This is a genomic window from Lonepinella sp. MS14434 (genome assembly GCF_042468235.1).
Taxonomy (GTDB): domain Bacteria; phylum Pseudomonadota; class Gammaproteobacteria; order Enterobacterales; family Pasteurellaceae; genus Lonepinella.
In genome coordinates this window covers 1,697,387-1,713,952 of the sequence record NZ_CP170386.1, presented here as the reverse complement: position 1 = coordinate 1,713,952, position 16,566 = coordinate 1,697,387, and the positions used below count along the sequence as shown (strand labels likewise).

The following is a 16,566-nucleotide window of genomic DNA, read 5'->3' as shown; positions in this document are numbered from 1 at the left end:
TAGGCACTTTTTGGATACATTTGTTGCATAAATCACCCATAGGACTTGTCCTTAAGTGTCTATCTAAATAGACTCTGATTTGATTTTTCTTAAATTTACACCGCACTTTGAAATCCGTATAATGACCGCCAAATTTTACGAGCAATGAAAAAAGAATGGAACAACAAAAAAATACCCTTGCCGATCAAAAACGCAAAACCGTGGAAACTGCCGAATTTACCGAAGATGGACGTTATAAACGTAAAGTGCGGAGCTTTGTGTTACGTACAGGGCGGTTGAGCGAATATCAACGCCAAATAATGAATGATAATTGGGCAAGTTATGGTTTGGATTATCAAAATGAACCCTTTGATTTCACTAAGATTTATGGCAATAGCCAGCCTGTGGTATTAGAAATAGGTTTTGGTATGGGAAAATCCTTAGTGGAAATGGCCGCTCAAAATCCCGATAAAAATTATCTCGGCATTGAAGTTCACACTCCCGGTGTAGGCGCTTGTTTGGCTTATGCTTTAGAAAAAAGCGTGAAAAATTTACGTGTCATGTGTCATGACGCTACGGAAATTTTACGTGATTGCATTGCCGAAAAGTCACTTGGAGGATTACAGTTATTTTTCCCCGATCCTTGGCAAAAGGCGAAACACCATAAACGTCGTATTGTTCAACCCGCTTTTGTGGCAACCGTAGCAACCAAATTACATAAGGGTGGTTTTATTCATTTTGCTACCGACTGGCAAAATTATGCCGAACAGATGCTAGATGTGTTACAATCTATGCAAAGTGTGGTGGGAATTCGTAATGTTTCATCAACGGGTGATTATATTGAACGCCCCGATTTCCGTCCCTTAACCAAATTCGAACAACGTGGTCACAAATTAGGTCACAGCGTTTGGGACTTATATTTTATTAAAGAATAAGAGCTAACAAGGCTCTAATAGCATAGGAGAAAAATATGGCTATTCAACGTAACGCTCGTCAGCGTAAAAAAATGCACTTAGCAGAATTCCAAGAATTAGGCTTTTTAGTTAATTGGCAATTCGCCGAAGATACGGCTATTGAGAAAGTAGATGAAATCGTTGATCGCTTTATTCGTGAAGTTATCCAACCAAATGGTTTAGCTTATGAAGGCAGTGGCTATTTACATTGGGAAGGGCTGGTATGCTTAGAAAAAATCGGAAAATGTGATGAAAATCACCGCACTTTAGTGAGAAACTGGTTAGAAAGCAATGGATTACAACAAGTAGAAATCAGTGAATTATTTGATATTTGGTGGGAATACCCGACTAAATAGTCATCTAACAACAAGAAATAGGGCTAACTAGCCCTATTTTTGTATTTCTTTTAAAATACCGCTTCAACACGTAAAAACAGATTAATAAAATGCGTACGATCTTCCTTGCGATCATTATAGTATTGCACTTCAGGTTTGATAAAAAGCCATTTTCTTAAAATAGGCTGACGCCAGCTAATAAAAGGACCATATACTGTTAAATCCGCTTTTTTGTGTTTTATCGGACCACCAGTAAAAATACCATAATTAAGTTCCCGATTACCACTAAAACGGTGTTGGCGATATATACTATTTCCCCAATTGGTCTCTTCATCATTATCGTGCGTGTATTCAAGGTAAAGGCTACTAATATTGCTAACCTGATCACTTTCATAATGTTTAACATCAAAATTGGTACGTAAGAAATGTTTACTGTTGGCACCGTAACGATAAATCTGTTCCAATCTTGAATCGACAGATTCTGTCCATTGCCAGTTTTTACCCGCTTTTGCACGCACAAAAATATCAGCGCCATGACGAATACCAAGATCGAGATCGGTATCAATACCCAAACGTTTAAGATCATTTGACCAACGTAACGCTACAGATGCATTATCATTACGGCTACTTTTTCGATCTAATTTTTTGGTTTGTAGTGGATCTTTACGGCTAGGATTAACGGGATCGTCCATTGTATTCTCAATAGATTCATCACCAAATACCAAACTCCATCTGCGTTTTAAAGTAGGTAATTTAATTTTGCCTCGAATTCTCGGTTTAATCGTATAATGATCATAACGATTCCAACGATTATCCAACATGATACGCAAGGTGGCACTAGAAGGATCATTGGGATCGGTTTCACCAAACCAACCATCAATATCATTAGACCATTCCTTTAAAGTTTGTCTAATACTTTTATGTGAGCTATCAACCCAATTTTCGTTACTTTCTTGCGCCCAAGCGTTATAAGTCAAGCTGAATAACACTAAGGGAGTAAAATAATACACTTTTTTTGTCATAATATTCTTCCATAAAGTATTGATCAACAATCCCATATTAAAGCCATTATGTGATGAATGCAAATTTTACTCAGAAAAAATCATCCCTGCCTGTCTAATTTGTAAATGATATTTACGCTTTAAACCTTGACGAAAGACACTTTCAGGAGTAATATTCGCCCCGATTTTATTACTTTGGAGCAACACACTTTGGACAGTCACAGTCGATACCGACTTTATATTTTCATTTAGTGTCGCCTTTCCCCTTTCTTTGGGCTTATCGGCGACAAGGTCGTGGATAAGTTTTCCACCATTTTGGTATCTTTATTATGCTTTTTTTCAACCGTACTTTGGGTATCATTAGGTTGAAAAATCAGTTTTGTTCATTGCGTTTGTTCATCTCTCACAGGAGTATGACAACATGATTAATGCTTTTTCACTTGAAAATGCTCACCTTGCACGTTTAGAAGATGAAGATAACGTGGCTTTAAACAATGCCATTTGGATTGACTTAATTGAGCCAAGCTTAGAAGAGCGAGAGACCTTACAAGACAGTTTAGACCAAAATCTCGCGAGTTTTCTTGAATTAGAAGATATTGAGGCATCCGCTCGTTTTTTCGAAGATGAAGACGGCTTACACTTGCACTCTTTCTTTTATTGTGAAGACGAAAATGATTATGCCGATCTCGCATCTGTCGCTTTTACCTTGCGTGACGGACGTCTTTTTACCTTACGTAATCGCGAATTGCCTGCTTTCCGCTTATATCGCATGCGTTCTCGCTATCAACGTTTAGAAGAATGCAATGCCTATGAAGTGTTGTTAGATTTATTAGAAACTAAAATCGAACAATTAGCTGATGTCATTGAGACCGTCTATGCAGAACTCGAAAAATTGAGCCGAATTATTTTAGATGGTAAACAAGGTGAAGCCTTTAACGAAGCCTTAGCCACCTTAACCGAACAAGAAGACAGTAGTTCAAAAGTGCGCCTTTGCTTAATGGATACACAGCGAGCCTTAAGTTTTTTAGTGCGTAAAACCCGTTTACCAGCCAATCAGCTTGAACAAGCGAGAGAGATCTTACGAGATATTGAATCCTTGCAACCGCATAATGAAGCGTTGTTCCAGAAAGTCAACTTTTTGATGCAGGCAGCCATGGGTTATATCAATATTGAACAAAACAAAATCATTAAAATCTTCTCAGTGATTTCCGTAATTTTCTTGCCGCCAACCTTAGTGGCATCCAATTACGGCATGAACTTTGAGATTATGCCAGAATTGCATTTTGAATATGGTTATGCCATGGCATTAGGCATGATGTTGCTCGCCGCAATTTGTCCATATTTTTACTTCAAACGCAAAGGTTGGCTATAATTCATAAAAGTGCGGTTGTTTTCGGGCGTTTTTTAACGCCCGTTCGCTTTTTATGTTACAATCATGTAAATTTTATTTTATTAAGAAAAAATTATGTCAAGAGAAAAGAAAAGTCGTCGAATCACGGACGCTATGCCGATTCGTAAATCTGATAAAAAACCAGAAAAACCGCTGTTTGGTAAGAAACTATCACGTTATGAGCTAGATGCAAAAGCACGAGAAGAAAAAAGAAAACGTAAACATAAGGGATTGGCGACAGGCTCTCGCCATAGTGTGACGGATAATGTCAAGCAAGCTCAAAGCACGGAACATAAAGATCCACGTATCGGTAGCCGTAAAAAAGTGCCATTGATCGTGGAATTTGTCAATAAACCAGAGCAAGGTAAAGTTATGCCAGCAGTCAAAACTGAACCAAAATCCACTGCACTTGATCCGATGTTAGAGCTAACCCAGTTAGAAAATAATGAATGCTTAAATGATCTGTTAGATCAATTAGATGCGGGGAAAGTGCTAAATGCCGAAGATCAAAAATTCGTGGACGAATGTCTAGATCGTATTGCTCAATTAATGGACGAACTCGGCATTGATGATGAAGATGAAAGTGAAGATGATTTATACCGCACTTTCGAGAAAATTGATATTAACCAGTTTAAATAATGACAACGATTTTACTTATTCTAGGCACTCTCATTCTACTTGCGATGACAGGTTATGCCATTTATTTATTAATCCAATTACGCAAACAAAAGCGTTTATTCACACAAGCTAAACTGGCTCGCATGAACCGCATTAAGGAAAGTGTAACGATTATTGCCAAAGCCATGCTAGTTGGTGATTGTAACCATTCCGAAGGGGTTATTCGACTTAAGATGTTGCTTGATCCCTTAGGACAAAAACGCCTTGGGGATTATTCCGCTATGTGGCAACTGTATGAAATCGTACAAGATATGCCAACCCACGAGGCTCGTAAAGCACTGAAGAAAAATGAACGAATGCGATTAGATCTACACCGAGAAAGCAAAGAAAGTGAGCTGGAACAACACATTAAACTTGAAATTCAACAATTACTTGAAGATATTAAATAGCCATGAGTGAAATTACTTGGGATCACAATCTTATCCAAAAATATAACCATTCTGGACCACGTTATACTTCCTACCCAACGGCTTTAGAATTTAATGAAAGCTATACTAACGATGATTTCAAGGTGGCAGCAGCACGTTATCCTGAACGCCCCCTTTCATTGTATGTACATATTCCTTTTTGCCATAAACTTTGCTATTTCTGCGGTTGTAATAAGGTCATCACTCGTCACCAACACAAAGCCGATATTTATTTGGATTATGTAGAACAGGAAATTAAAACCCGTGCGACATTATTCCAACACCGTCTTGTGACACAAATTCACTGGGGTGGTGGCACACCAACTTATTTGAGTGAACAACAATCTGCACGTTTAATGCAAATGCTCACCGATCACTTCAAGATCGCCGATAATGCCGAAATTTCTATTGAAATGGATCCACGTGAGATTGAACTTTCCATGTTGGCTCATTTACGCAAAATCGGCTTTAACCGCATTAGTATGGGCGTGCAAGATTTTAATAAAGAGGTCCAAAAAGCGGTGAATCGTGAGCAAGATGAAGCGTTCATTCAAGCCTTACTTATGCGTGCCAAAGAACTCGGTTTTCAATCGACTAACCTAGATTTAATCTATGGTTTGCCATTGCAAAGCGTAGAAAGTTTTATGTTTACTTTGCAAAAAGTCATAGAGCTTGATCCTGATCGTTTAAGTGTATTTAATTACGCTCACTTACCCGCTCGTTTTGCTGGTCAGGCAAAAATTAAAGATCACCAGTTGCCAACCCCAGAAACTAAACTCACGATTTTACAAAAAACCATAGAAACCTTAGGTAACGCAGGTTACAAATTTATCGGCATGGATCATTTTGCTAAACCTGATGATGAGTTGGCGATTGCACAAAATAAAGGTATTTTACACCGCAATTTCCAAGGCTATACCACCCAAGAAGAATGTGATTTGCTCGGCTTAGGCGTATCGGCAATCAGTTTGTTAGGCGATACTTACGCCCAAAACCAAAAAGAAATCAAACGTTATTATACAGACGTAGATAGCACAGGTATTGCCTTACATAAAGGCTTGGTGTTGAGCCAAGAAGATTGCTTACGCCGTGATGTCATTAAGGCGTTAATTTGTAATTTTAAATTAGATTTTGCCAACATTGAGAAACAATACCAAATTGATTTTAATACCCATTTTGCGGAAGATTTAGCATTACTGACTCCACTCGTAAAAGATGGTTTAGTGCAAGTTAGCGAAAGCAGTATTCAGGTATCTTCCACTGGTCGCTTGTTAATTCGTAATATTTGCTTGTGCTTTGATACTTATTCACGCCAGCAAGCAAGAAGACAACAGTTTTCAAGAATTATTTAGGTGCAAAAGTACGGTGATTTCCACCGCACTTTCCTATTACTCAATACGTTCCCCATGTAACACCAAGTCTAGCCCTTTGCGTTCATCATCATAATCAACACGCAAGCCAATCGTCTTATCAATGATTTTTAGAATAATAAAACTCCCTACTGCACTATAAGCCACCGTAATCAATACGCTTTCAATTTGTAACCATAAGGTGGTATCTGTACCTGAAATATCGGTAGAGACAAACACTCCCGTTAAGATTGCACCGACAATACCACCCACACCATGAATACCGAAAGCATCTAAGGTATCATCATAACCCAACCAATATTTTAATTTGGTCGCCGCAAAATAACAAATTGCACTGGTAATAATGCCGATAAATAAGGCACTTTGGATTGAAACAAAACCAGCCGCAGGGGTAATGCCAACTAACCCGGCAATGGCACCGGAAGCCAAACCTAATGCCGATGGTTTATGTTTCAAAGCGACTTCAACTAAAATCCATGTTAATGCTGCACCAATCGTTGCTACTTGTGTGGTGGCTAATGCCATACCTGCTCTCGCATCCGCTGCCAAGGCAGACCCAGCGTTAAAACCAAACCAACCGACCCACAACATTGCCATCCCAATCAAGGTTAAAACAAGGTTGTGCGGTGCCATGACTTCACGCCCATAGCCAACACGTTTGCCAATCATAATAGATGCCACTAAGCCTGCCACACCTGCGTTGATATGAATCACTGTACCACCGGCATAATCTAATACGCCATCAGATGCCAACCAACCGTCAGGTCCCCATACCCAATGTGCGGTTGGTACATAAATAAATAACGACCAGAATCCAACGAACAATAGCAAGGCAGAGAATTTCATTCGTTCTGCAAATGCTCCGGTAATAATTGCCCCAGCAATAATCGCAAATGCCATTTGGAAAATCATAAATACCGCTTCTGGAATTGTGCCGGCACTGGGATAAATTGTGCCTAACTCTTTCTCACTGAACAACGCTAAGCCTTGTAAAAAGAAACGATCCGTTCCCCCTAAAAAACCAGTATTTTCAGTAAAAGCCAGGCTATAACCAAAGCTAAACCAAATTACCCCAATCAGACAAGCCACCGCTAAACTCTGCATCATGGTTGCCAAAACATTTTTCTTACGAACCATACCGGCATAAAATAAAGCAAGCCCCGGTAAGGTCATAAATAGTACCAAAATTGCCGATACCATTACCCAAGTCGTATCGCCAGAATCTAGCTCAGAAAGTGGTCTTAGCCATTCTTCTGTGCTCGCCATTGCCATGACTGGGGAAATAAAAACCCCAACGATTAATAACCATTTCATCATAATTTGTTCTCCGAAAAATAAAAAATTTACACCGCACTTTCGTCAATTTCACCCGTACGAATACGAATAACCCGTTCTACTGGCTTAACAAAAATCTTGCCATCACCAATTTTACCTGATTGCGCTGCCGAACAAATGGCGTCAATAACCTGTTCTACCATATCATCCGTAATCACAATATCTATCTGAATCTTAGGCAAAAAATCAATCATGTATTCTGCTCCACGGTACAGTTCCGTATGCCCTTTCTGACGACCGACACCTTTCACTTCAAGCACGGTCATACCTTGAATGCCAATATCACTTAACGCATCTCGCACATCATCTAAACGAAAAGGTTGAATAATTGCTGTAATTTGTTTCATTTGCTTTCTCCTGTGGATAAAAATAAAGGTAAATTTTAGGTAAAAAATACCTATCCCTAGTAGGTTGTTAGTTAACAAGCATAACTAAGGTGATTAAGGAAAACAGATATCGGAAAAGAAAAGATCTTTGGAGATAAATCTGTTCCCTTGCGGTGACCACCGCTAAGGAACAGACCTTAGCGGGAGTCTTAATTCAAATTAAAATTATCGTTATTCATTGATAAGCTCTAGTATTAAAGAATATTTTTAAATTCAGCTAATACATCTTTTGGCCATACACTAGACTGTACTTCACCAATATGGTGTTTTTGTAACAATAACATCACTAAACGAGATTGACCGATACCACCACCGATAGATAACGGCATGCGCCCATTAATTAAATCTTGATGCCAATCAAATTTTAAACGTCCTTCATCATCTGTAATGGCTAATTGTTTACGCAACGCTATTTCATCAACACGAATACCCATGGAAGAAATTTCAAATGCACGTTCCAATACTGGATTCCATACTAAAATATCGCCGTTTAACCCTTTGTATTCACCTTCTGAAACAGTTGTCCAGTCATCATAGTCCGGAGCACGTACATCATGTGGTTTACCGTCAGATAATTCCCCCCCGATACCGATTAAAAACACGGCACCATATTTCTTACAAATTTCATTTTCACGTTGTTTATCTGTCATCCCCGGATATTTTTTAACTAAGTCATCAGAATGAACAAATGTAATTTCTTTTGGTAAAAACGATTTTAAGCCATATTTTTCATCTACTGCTTTCTCAGTTTCTAAAATAGCTGCATAAATTGAACGTACTGTTTCTTTCAAGAAATCTAAATTACGACGACCGGCCGGAATCACTTTTTCCCAGTCCCATTGATCGACATAAACTGAGTGAGTTTGATCTAAACTATCTTCATCTGGACGTAATGCTTTCATATGCACAAACAACCCCTCACCTTCTGCAAACCCGAAGCGAGCTAAGGTATGACGTTTCCACTTGGCAAGAGAATGCACCACTTCAAAAGAGGCCCCTTCAATCATTTTTACATTTACTTGAACGGCTTTTTCTTTTCCAGATAAATTATCTTGAATACCATTACCGACTTGGCTTAATATCGGTCCTTGAACTTCAACCAAACCTAAATGTTCAGCTAATTTTTCGGTAAATGTGTTTTTGGCAAAGCTAATTTCTTGTTGCTGTAAAATAAATGATTTTTTCATTGTTAAATACCTTTTTATTGTTGTTAATTAGTGTTTCGCTTATTGCGTAACGCTTGTTGCATATTATTTAATATAGTAAGCATAAATTTCAATACATTTCTGCTATTTTTATGTATAATGCTTAAAACATTCAGTTTTATATACATTTTTTTAGAAAAAATCTAATAAGGAACAGGCTATGCAATCCATCGACCAACTAGATCAACAAATTTTGCGTGTTTTAACTAAAGATGCACGTACACCTTATGCTGAAATGGCAAAAAAATTTGGGGTGAGCCCCGGTACCATTCATGTTCGAGTAGAAAAAATGCGTCAATCTGGCATTATTGAGGGAACGAAAGTCCGCATTGATGAGCGTAAATTAGGTTACGACGTATGTTGTTTTATCGGAATTATCCTAAAATCTGCCAAAGATTATGATAAAGTTATCCATAAATTAGAGGGTTTTGATGAAGTGGTCGAAGCTTATTACACTACGGGTAATTACTCTATTTTTATCAAAGTAATGACCCATACTATTGCCGAATTACATCAAGTGCTTGCCACGAAGATTCAATTAATTGATGAAATCCAATCCACCGAAACCTTAATTTCAATGCAAAATCCGATTTTAAGAGATATTAGACCTTAATACAAAATAGTGCGGTGAAAAACACCGCACTATTTTGCTTAACATGATTCACTTGCCTTTTTTAAAATTGCGTACATTTCATCTTTTAAACGTAATTTGGCTTTTTTCAAATCTTCCACTTCGGTAGGGGTTGCCAGTTCAATATTGCTCTCAATATTTTTTATTCGTTGATCCAACACATTATGCTCATCAAATAAACGAGCAAAGTGAGCATCTTCAGTTTTTAGTTTGGTAATTAAATCACGAAATTCCGGAAACATAATTTTCTCCTTAATGGTTTGTCATCATTAACTCTATTGTAATTGAAAAGAAAATTAAAAACCGTGAGCAAGATCACATAATCAATAATGCGGTGGTGGTGTTTCTTCTGCGCTGGTTGCCAGACTTGAAGGTTGCATATCTTTTAGTTTATTCGCTAAATAACGTAATTGTATTTGCATTTTATCGATCATAAATTGTTGTTCAACCAAAGCCTGATTTAACTCATCTAATAAATTATCTTGAAAGGTCAATTTCATTTCTAATTCTTCAATTCGTTTTTCTATTTGCATATCCATTCTCTTTATTTGACAAAATGTCATAAGCACTATAATCTAATCTCGTTATTTTAACCTATAAAAGGATAGCACATGCTAAAAATCAAAAAAATTTCTATGCTTGCATTATTAATTGGTGCGACCGTAGTCACCACTGCTTGTAATGAAAAGCAAACCGCTGCATCCACAGATGCCGCAAAACCGGCACAAACTCAAGCTGAAAGCGGTGATGTGAAAGATAATTCTTATGCCGTAGGTGTATTATTTGGTACCGATCTTAAGGGTGTGATTGAGGCTCAAAAAGATCTCATAACATACGATCAAAACAAATTATTATCCGGTTTAAAAGATACCTTAAACGGTAAAGTGGATTTAAATAATCCGGAACTCGTCAATACTTTAAAAGCGCTAGATGAAAAATTAAAAGCAGAATCGCAAAAGAAAGCCGCTGAACAAGCAAAAAAAGCGCAAGAAGACGGCGAAAAATTTATTGCTGATTTTAAGAAAAAAGAAGGCGTACAAGAAACCCAATCTGGTTTGATTTATCACATCGAACAAGCCGGCGAAGGTGAAACGATTAAACCAGAAGATACGATCAAAGTTCATTACACTGGAAAATTAACCAATGGTACCGTATTTGATAGTTCGGTAGAACGTGGAGAACCAGCTGAATTTGTATTAAATCAATTAATCCCCGGTTGGGTTGAAGGTTTACAACTGATCAAAAAAGGCGGAAAAATTGAATTAGTGGTGCCACCGGCGTTGGCTTATGGCGAACAAGATATGGGACAAATCCCAGCTAATTCGACCCTTTATTTTGAACTTGAAGTGTTGGATGTAACACCGGCTAACTCAGCGAAATAACTAAAATTCTCACCGCACTTTTGTTAGTAAAGACAAAAGTGCGGTGATTTATTTGAGAAATCACCCATGCTAAATGAGAAACACCCTTTCACCGATGAAGATCGGACGATTTTGACGTCCTACAAAGCCGTAGTAGAAGGTGTGAGTGCATTAATCGGAAGCCATTGTGAAATTGTGCTGCACTCTTTAGAAGATTTTGAGCATTCTGCCATTTATATTGCTAATGGACACAATACCAACCGTCAAGTAGGTTCACCTATGACCGATCGTGCCTTACAATCTCTGCATAGTATGAAGAATGAAAGTGTGTCTAAACCTTATTTTACCAAAGCCAAAAGTAGCGGGTTAATGAAATCGGTGACCATTGCCATTCGTAATAAAAATCAACGCATTATCGGTTTATTGTGTATTAATATTAATTTAGATGTGCCGGTTTCACAGTTTCTACAAACTTTAATGCCAACGCCTGAACACGATGAAACCTCGTCTGTCAATTTTGCCAGTTCAGTGGAAGATTTAGTGGTACAAACTGTGGAAAAAACTATCGAAGAAATCAGTGCGGATAGACTTGTAGCGAACAATAATAAGAATCGTCAAATTGTGGTTTCTCTGTATGAAAAAGGTATTTTTGATATTAAAGATGCGATTAATTTAGTGGCTGAACGCTTAGATATTTCTCGCCATACGGTCTATCTCTATATTCGTCAAATTAAACAGGATAACGAAGACTAAAATGCGTTATGTACTTGCCATCAAAAGCCCTGTTTATGGTTCACAAGGAGCGTTTTTTGCTTATCAATTCGCCAACGCTTTGTTGCAAAAAGGACATCAAATTAGCCAGATCTTCTTTTTTCAACAAGGTGTTAGCCATGGCAATGCTTGTGTATCCCCGGCCAATGATGAATTTCATCTACAGAAAGCTTGGCAGCAGTTAAGCCAACAGCATCAAATCCCATTGCATTTATGTATCAGTGCTAGCCAACGGCGTGGTATTATTGAACAGAACTTGGCCCCACATTTTGTGTTAGCCGGTCTGGGGGAGTTTAGTGCTGCCATGTTGCAAGCCGACCGAGTGATAACCCTATGATTAAACTGGCTTTTGTCTTTAAAACTGCTCCCCACGGCAATACGATTAGCCGAGAAGGTTTAGATGCTGTACTTGCCGCTTCTGCTTTTTGCGAAGAAGACCAAATTGGGGTATTTTTTCTAGATGATGGCGTATTCAATCTGCTAACCGATCAACAACCCGAATTAATTCTGCAGAAAGATTTTATTCACGCCTTTAAATTACTCGATTTATACGAAATTGAACAACGTTTTGTCTGCCAACAATCCTTGCAACAATACGGCTTAGATCAAGCTGAATTCATTATAAATTGCCAAAAAATAGACCGCACTTTACTAATCAAAACACTAAAAAGTGCGGAGAAAATATTAACCTTTTAGGTCATCTTTAGGACATGTACATGCTTTATACCTTTTCTCACGCACAATATAGTACAACCGAATTACAACGCTATTTTGATCAACTCACCGAGCAAGATGCAGTAGTATTGTGGGGCGACAGTGTGTTATTAATGGTGAAACAAGCCGAATTATTACAACAGGTTCAACATGGCTACATCATGCAAGCGGATTTAACCGCACGGCATTTACAACAGCACCCAAATTTGAGTTTATTACAGGATCATTTCCAACCTATCAATATGGTGCAATTTGTCAGCCTAACGGAACAATATTCACCGCAACTTGCTTTGTAAGCAAGTTAATCCGCTATATTGACATCAAAAACATGCTTACACTGCCTATTAGCACACACAAAAGTGCGGTGCGTTTCGCTGGATTTTTTTAAACTCGCAACATTTGTACCGCAGTTTGGACAACTGACCTGATAAGGTTGACTGGCTAAGGTAAATTTACAATGGGGAAATTGATTACAAGCATAAAAAGTCTTACCTTGTCGCCCACGCCGAGCAACTAATTCACCTTTGCCACATTCAGGACAAACAAAAGATTGTTCAGGCTCATCTTGTTTTTCTTGCACAATAAAATGACAATCAGGATAACCACTACAGCCAATAAAAATACCGAAACTACCTTGTTTCACTTGCAAAGGACAACCACACTCGGGGCAAATTTCAGTTAATTGTTTTAAGATTTTATGTTCAGATTGAGCCTGCAAAGGTTTCAAGTAATCACAGTCTGGATAAGCCGAACAGCCTAAAAACAGCCCTTTTTTACCCTGCCGAATATGCAACGGCGAACCACATTGAGGGCAGATTTCTGGTTGTTTGCGGTGTGGGAAAAAAGAGCCTGTCATGATTATTCCTGTTAAAAAAATATTATGCTGATTTTACGCATTTTCGTTTATACTAGCCACTGTTTTAAGAAGGATTATGCCATGCAAGAATTATTACAACATCCCTATTTTTTAACCGCACTTGGGGTCGGAGCGGGTCTGTTGGTTTTATGTTTAATCTTATTATTTGTACTCTCACGGCGGAATCGTGATGTAGTGGAATTACAGCAGGATTTAAATAAAAACATTAATGATTATAATCAATTAGTGGATAAATTTGACAACCTAAGTGCGGTGAAAAATCAGCAAGATTTAGCTGTTATGCAGTTGCAAACCAAAGAAGAATATTTAAATGTGGAAATTGCTGAACGAGATCGCATTATCACTAAACGCACAACAGAATTAGACAAAACTCGTGAAATTTTAACCGCACTTCAACAAGAAGTGTCTCGATCCAAAATTACTTTAGCCGAAAAAGAAAAAAGTTTAGCGGAGCAACAACAGACCTTTCAGCAAAGCCGTCAGCAATTAAGTGTCGAATTTCAAAATTTGGCAAACCGTATCTTAGAAGAAAAATCCCTATCTTTTAGCCAATCCAATCAACAGGCATTAGATAGCTTATTAAAACCGTTCCGTGAGCAAATTGAGAGCTTTCAAAAACGGGTGAATGAGGTACATTCTGAAAGTGTAAAAGGGAATACTCTGTTAGAATCAGAACTAAAGAAAGTGCTTGAAATTGGGCTTTCCATGTCACAACAAGCGAATAATCTTACTTCTGCTTTAAAAGGAGAAAAGAAAACCTTAGGCAACTGGGGGGAAATTCAGTTAGAACGGACGTTACAATTAGCTGGCTTGGTGAATGGTGATCATTACTCTGCTCAAGCCCATTTTAAAGATGAACAAGGCAACCATAATTACCCTGATTTTGTGGTGCATTTGCCAGATAACAAACATTTAATCATTGATAGCAAAATGTCCTTAGTCGCTTATGAAAATGCGGTGAATACAGAAGATGAACTACAACGCAGTCAATTTATGCGTGAACATATTAAGGCGATCCGCAACCATATCAATGACTTATCCCAAAAAGATTACAGCAATTTAATCGGTATGCGTAGTCCGAATTTTGTGTTGATGTTTTTTGCGGTTGAACCTGCTTATATTGAAGCCATGAAAGCGGATGTGGAATTATTTAATTTTGCTTATCAGAAAAATGTAATTTTGGTGTCACATACCACCTTAATGCCAATTTTACGCACCGTGGCGAATTTATGGCGAGTAGAACGAGGCAACGCAGAAGCCAAAGAAATCAGTGAAAAAGCAGGGGATATTTATAATCAAATTTGCTTATTAGCGGAACGTTTGGCAAGATTAGGTGGAACATTAGCCACAGCAAGTTCCCGCTATAATGACACCGTGACGGCTTTAGTTGGGCAACAAGGTTTAGTGGGTAAAGTGGAACGCTTTAAGGATTTATCTGCCAAAGTTACTAAAACTTTACCGAACGTAGAATTATTACATCAAGATATAGAAACAGAAAAATTATTGATTTTAAAGGAAAACGCAGATGACACAAATAATTGATATTAGCCCTCAACAAGCATGGGAAATGTTGCAAACACAAACTTGTGCCTTATTAGATGTGCGTGATTGGCAACGTTATAGCCACAGTCATATTCCCGAGGCATTTCATTTAACGAATCAAAGCTATGGCGATTTCCAAAATGAATATGATTACGATGAACCCGTGATTTTAGTTTGTTATCACGGCGTGAGTAGTCGCAGTGTCGCCACCTATTTAATCGAGCAAGGCTATGAACAGGTTTATAGTATTATTGGTGGCTTTGAAGCATGGGAAAAAGCAGGATTACCGATTGAACAGGGGTTTAGTTAAACCCCACAATCACCACATAGCCAACAACACACCAAAAAATCACCGCACTTGCGATTAATGCTTTTTTCGCCAAATTGGGATTACGTTGGTTTAGCTTAAATAAAATCCGTGCCATAATAGCTAATACAAAGGGATAAAGCCACATGGAAAATGAAATAAAAGTGCGGTTGAAATAATCTAAGTTTGGATTATCAAAAATAGCGGGAGAAAGCAGTAAGGCTAACGGCCAAAACAATATTGGCAAGCAAAATCCAGCTAATAACCAACTAAAACCACTAAACCCGTCTGGCAAGCTTTTGTTTTCCATTTTTATCTCCGTATATTAGGACCTGTTGATGTCTCAAGTAAATTTTTCAATCAAAATCAAGGTTTAACCATTTTAAGCTACCAGCAAGAATAGCAACACTCTCGTCATTATGGTTTAATTTGCTTAAATTAGATCTCATTTTACTTTGTCGATTTTTTATACTTGAAAGATTAACATATTCTTGTTTTATTTTTTGATTTGTCAGAGAAGTGCGGTTTTTTTTACGCATAATTCCTTTAACAAATGTTCAAGGTTCTATCCCATTGCTGGCAGTGTTAAAGTTTTAGGTAATTTTGACCGCACTTTTTTGGATATTAGGAGGTTATTTTTGCTAATTCGGCACGCATTTCATCAATAACTTTTCTGTAGTCAGGTTGATCAAAGATTGCTGAACCCGCTACAAACATATCCGCTCCCGCCTTAGCAATTTGTGCAATATTATTCACTTTTACGCCACCATCTACTTCTAAACGAATAGGCAAACCGCTAGCATCAATACGTTGGCGAACCTGTTTGAGTTTTTCAAAAGTAGCTGGAATAAAGGATTGTCCACCAAAGCCGGGATTAACTGACATCAGTAAAATAATATCAACTTTATCCATCACATAATCTAAATAGCTTAACGGGGTGGCGGGGTTGAAGACTAAACCAGATTGACAGCCATTATCTTTAATTAGTTGTAAAGTACGGTCAATATGTACGCTAGCTTCGGGGTGGAAAGTGATGGATGTTGCTCCAGCTTTAGCAAAATCGGTAATTAAGTGTTCTACCGGACTTGCCATTAAATGTACATCAATGGGGCAGTTGATACCATAATCACGTAAGGATTGGCAAATCGGTGCGCCAAAAGTGAGATTGGGAACATAATGGTTATCCATCACATCAAAATGAATTAAATCTGCACCGCAATTGATAACGTTTTCCACATCTTGACCTAAACGAGCAAGGTCTGCGGAAAGAATAGAGGGGGCAATTAAATAAGGTTGCATACGATTTCTCCTAATATAAGATCAG

Annotated in this window: 24 protein-coding genes; 14 read left to right on the top strand and 10 right to left on the bottom strand. The window is 38.0% G+C overall.

Going from position 1 to position 16,566, the window contains the following annotated elements; genetic code table 11:
- Positions 1 to 155 precede the first annotated feature (155 nt).
- Complete coding sequence (trmB, locus tag O1Q79_RS08330) at positions 156 to 914, top strand: tRNA (guanosine(46)-N7)-methyltransferase TrmB (protein ID WP_386691646.1); 759 nt, start codon at positions 156 to 158, stop codon at positions 912 to 914.
- Positions 915 to 949: 35 nt separating this feature from the next.
- On the top strand, positions 950 to 1,288 hold the full coding sequence (locus O1Q79_RS08325; protein WP_386691644.1) for a YggL family protein: 339 nt from the start codon (positions 950 to 952) through the stop codon (positions 1,286 to 1,288).
- 50 nt (positions 1,289 to 1,338) lie between these two features.
- Here the strand turns inward: O1Q79_RS08325 and O1Q79_RS08320 are convergent, their stop codons facing one another.
- The gene (locus O1Q79_RS08320; RefSeq protein WP_386691642.1) at positions 1,339 to 2,289 is read right to left on the bottom strand and encodes a hypothetical protein; all 951 of its coding nucleotides are present in this window, start codon (positions 2,287 to 2,289) and stop codon (positions 1,339 to 1,341) included.
- 400 nt (positions 2,290 to 2,689) lie between these two features.
- Between O1Q79_RS08320 and corA the strand changes: the two genes are divergently transcribed.
- From corA to hemN, 4 genes are all read left to right on the top strand, one after another.
- The gene (corA, locus tag O1Q79_RS08315) at positions 2,690 to 3,640 is read left to right on the top strand and encodes a magnesium/cobalt transporter CorA (RefSeq protein WP_386691640.1); all 951 of its coding nucleotides are present in this window, start codon (positions 2,690 to 2,692) and stop codon (positions 3,638 to 3,640) included.
- A 93-nt stretch (positions 3,641 to 3,733) separates the two neighbouring features.
- A complete protein-coding gene (gene yihI, locus O1Q79_RS08310) occupies positions 3,734 to 4,297 on the top strand; it encodes a Der GTPase-activating protein YihI (protein WP_386691638.1) in 564 nt (187 codons plus the stop codon).
- A complete protein-coding gene (locus tag O1Q79_RS08305; protein WP_386691636.1) occupies positions 4,297 to 4,725 on the top strand; it encodes a DUF2489 domain-containing protein in 429 nt (142 codons plus the stop codon). The genes yihI and O1Q79_RS08305 overlap by 1 nt, the downstream gene beginning before the upstream one ends.
- Positions 4,726 to 4,727: 2 nt before the next feature.
- Positions 4,728 to 6,095: an oxygen-independent coproporphyrinogen III oxidase gene (gene hemN / locus O1Q79_RS08300; protein WP_386691634.1), complete on the top strand. Its 1,368-nt coding sequence runs from the start codon at positions 4,728 to 4,730 to the stop codon at positions 6,093 to 6,095.
- A 36-nt stretch (positions 6,096 to 6,131) separates the two neighbouring features.
- Here hemN and O1Q79_RS08295 read toward each other — a convergent pair whose 3' ends face one another.
- The 3 genes from O1Q79_RS08295 to asnA all read right to left on the bottom strand — a co-directional run bounded on the left by O1Q79_RS08295 (position 6,132) and on the right by asnA (position 9,021).
- On the bottom strand, positions 6,132 to 7,430 hold the full coding sequence (locus tag O1Q79_RS08295) for an ammonium transporter (RefSeq protein ID WP_386691632.1): 1,299 nt from the start codon (positions 7,428 to 7,430) through the stop codon (positions 6,132 to 6,134).
- Positions 7,431 to 7,456: 26 nt separating this feature from the next.
- Positions 7,457 to 7,795, bottom strand: a complete 339-nt coding sequence (locus tag O1Q79_RS08290; protein ID WP_132299507.1) for a P-II family nitrogen regulator — start codon at positions 7,793 to 7,795, stop codon at positions 7,457 to 7,459.
- A gap of 233 nt (positions 7,796 to 8,028) precedes the next feature.
- Positions 8,029 to 9,021: an aspartate--ammonia ligase gene (asnA, locus tag O1Q79_RS08285; protein ID WP_386691630.1), complete on the bottom strand. Its 993-nt coding sequence runs from the start codon at positions 9,019 to 9,021 to the stop codon at positions 8,029 to 8,031.
- 178 nt (positions 9,022 to 9,199) lie between these two features.
- On the opposite strand from asnA, the gene asnC reads away from it, so the two are divergent.
- Entirely contained in the window at positions 9,200 to 9,652 is a 453-nt protein-coding gene (gene asnC, locus O1Q79_RS08280; protein ID WP_386691628.1) for a transcriptional regulator AsnC, read from the top strand.
- Positions 9,653 to 9,690: 38 nt separating this feature from the next.
- Here asnC and O1Q79_RS08275 read toward each other — a convergent pair whose 3' ends face one another.
- Together O1Q79_RS08275 and O1Q79_RS08270 are read right to left on the bottom strand one after the other, a co-directional pair.
- Entirely contained in the window at positions 9,691 to 9,912 is a 222-nt protein-coding gene (locus O1Q79_RS08275; RefSeq protein ID WP_386691626.1) for a YdcH family protein, read from the bottom strand.
- 81 nt (positions 9,913 to 9,993) lie between these two features.
- A complete protein-coding gene (locus O1Q79_RS08270; RefSeq protein WP_386691624.1) occupies positions 9,994 to 10,209 on the bottom strand; it encodes a SlyX family protein in 216 nt (71 codons plus the stop codon).
- Between the two features lie 72 nt (positions 10,210 to 10,281).
- On the opposite strand from O1Q79_RS08270, the gene fkpA reads away from it, so the two are divergent.
- From fkpA to O1Q79_RS08245, 5 genes are all read left to right on the top strand, one after another.
- Complete coding sequence (fkpA, locus tag O1Q79_RS08265) at positions 10,282 to 11,052, top strand: FKBP-type peptidyl-prolyl cis-trans isomerase (protein ID WP_386691623.1); 771 nt, start codon at positions 10,282 to 10,284, stop codon at positions 11,050 to 11,052.
- A gap of 66 nt (positions 11,053 to 11,118) precedes the next feature.
- Positions 11,119 to 11,784 carry a transcriptional regulator gene (locus O1Q79_RS08260; RefSeq protein ID WP_386691621.1) on the top strand — a complete coding sequence of 222 codons (666 nt, stop codon included), beginning with the start codon at positions 11,119 to 11,121 and terminating at the stop codon, positions 11,782 to 11,784.
- Position 11,785: 1 nt separating this feature from the next.
- A complete protein-coding gene (gene tusD, locus O1Q79_RS08255; RefSeq protein ID WP_386691619.1) occupies positions 11,786 to 12,139 on the top strand; it encodes a sulfurtransferase complex subunit TusD in 354 nt (117 codons plus the stop codon).
- Positions 12,139 to 12,498, top strand: coding sequence for a sulfurtransferase complex subunit TusC (gene tusC / locus O1Q79_RS08250; RefSeq protein ID WP_386693376.1), 360 nt, complete (start codon positions 12,139 to 12,141; stop codon positions 12,496 to 12,498). The genes tusD and tusC overlap by 1 nt, the downstream gene beginning before the upstream one ends.
- A 20-nt stretch (positions 12,499 to 12,518) precedes the next feature.
- Positions 12,519 to 12,812, top strand: coding sequence for a DsrH/TusB family sulfur relay protein (locus tag O1Q79_RS08245; RefSeq protein ID WP_386691617.1), 294 nt, complete (start codon positions 12,519 to 12,521; stop codon positions 12,810 to 12,812).
- Between the two features lie 5 nt (positions 12,813 to 12,817).
- On the opposite strand, the gene O1Q79_RS08240 is transcribed toward O1Q79_RS08245, so the two are convergent.
- Positions 12,818 to 13,372 carry a topoisomerase DNA-binding C4 zinc finger domain-containing protein gene (locus O1Q79_RS08240; RefSeq protein WP_386691615.1) on the bottom strand — a complete coding sequence of 185 codons (555 nt, stop codon included), beginning with the start codon at positions 13,370 to 13,372 and terminating at the stop codon, positions 12,818 to 12,820.
- Positions 13,373 to 13,453: 81 nt separating this feature from the next.
- Here O1Q79_RS08240 and rmuC point away from each other — a divergent pair, with 81 nt between their 5' ends.
- Both rmuC and glpE read left to right on the top strand, forming a co-directional pair.
- Positions 13,454 to 14,935 (top strand): DNA recombination protein RmuC, encoded by a 1,482-nt coding sequence (gene rmuC / locus O1Q79_RS08235; RefSeq protein ID WP_386691613.1) that lies wholly within the window; start codon positions 13,454 to 13,456, stop codon positions 14,933 to 14,935.
- Positions 14,919 to 15,245, top strand: a complete 327-nt coding sequence (gene glpE, locus O1Q79_RS08230) for a thiosulfate sulfurtransferase GlpE (protein WP_132299874.1) — start codon at positions 14,919 to 14,921, stop codon at positions 15,243 to 15,245. Before rmuC ends, glpE begins: the two co-directional genes overlap by 17 nt.
- Here glpE and O1Q79_RS08225 read toward each other — a convergent pair.
- The 3 genes from O1Q79_RS08225 to rpe form a co-directional block, all read right to left on the bottom strand.
- Entirely contained in the window at positions 15,238 to 15,552 is a 315-nt protein-coding gene (locus O1Q79_RS08225) for a DUF5389 family protein (protein WP_386691611.1), read from the bottom strand. The two genes, glpE and O1Q79_RS08225, sit on opposite strands and share 8 nt — an antisense overlap.
- 46 nt (positions 15,553 to 15,598) lie before the next feature.
- Positions 15,599 to 15,781: a hypothetical protein gene (locus O1Q79_RS08220; RefSeq protein ID WP_386691609.1), complete on the bottom strand. Its 183-nt coding sequence runs from the start codon at positions 15,779 to 15,781 to the stop codon at positions 15,599 to 15,601.
- 85 nt (positions 15,782 to 15,866) lie between these two features.
- Positions 15,867 to 16,541, bottom strand: a complete 675-nt coding sequence (gene rpe / locus O1Q79_RS08215; RefSeq protein WP_386691606.1) for a ribulose-phosphate 3-epimerase — start codon at positions 16,539 to 16,541, stop codon at positions 15,867 to 15,869.
- Between the last annotated feature and the right edge of the window lie 25 nt (positions 16,542 to 16,566).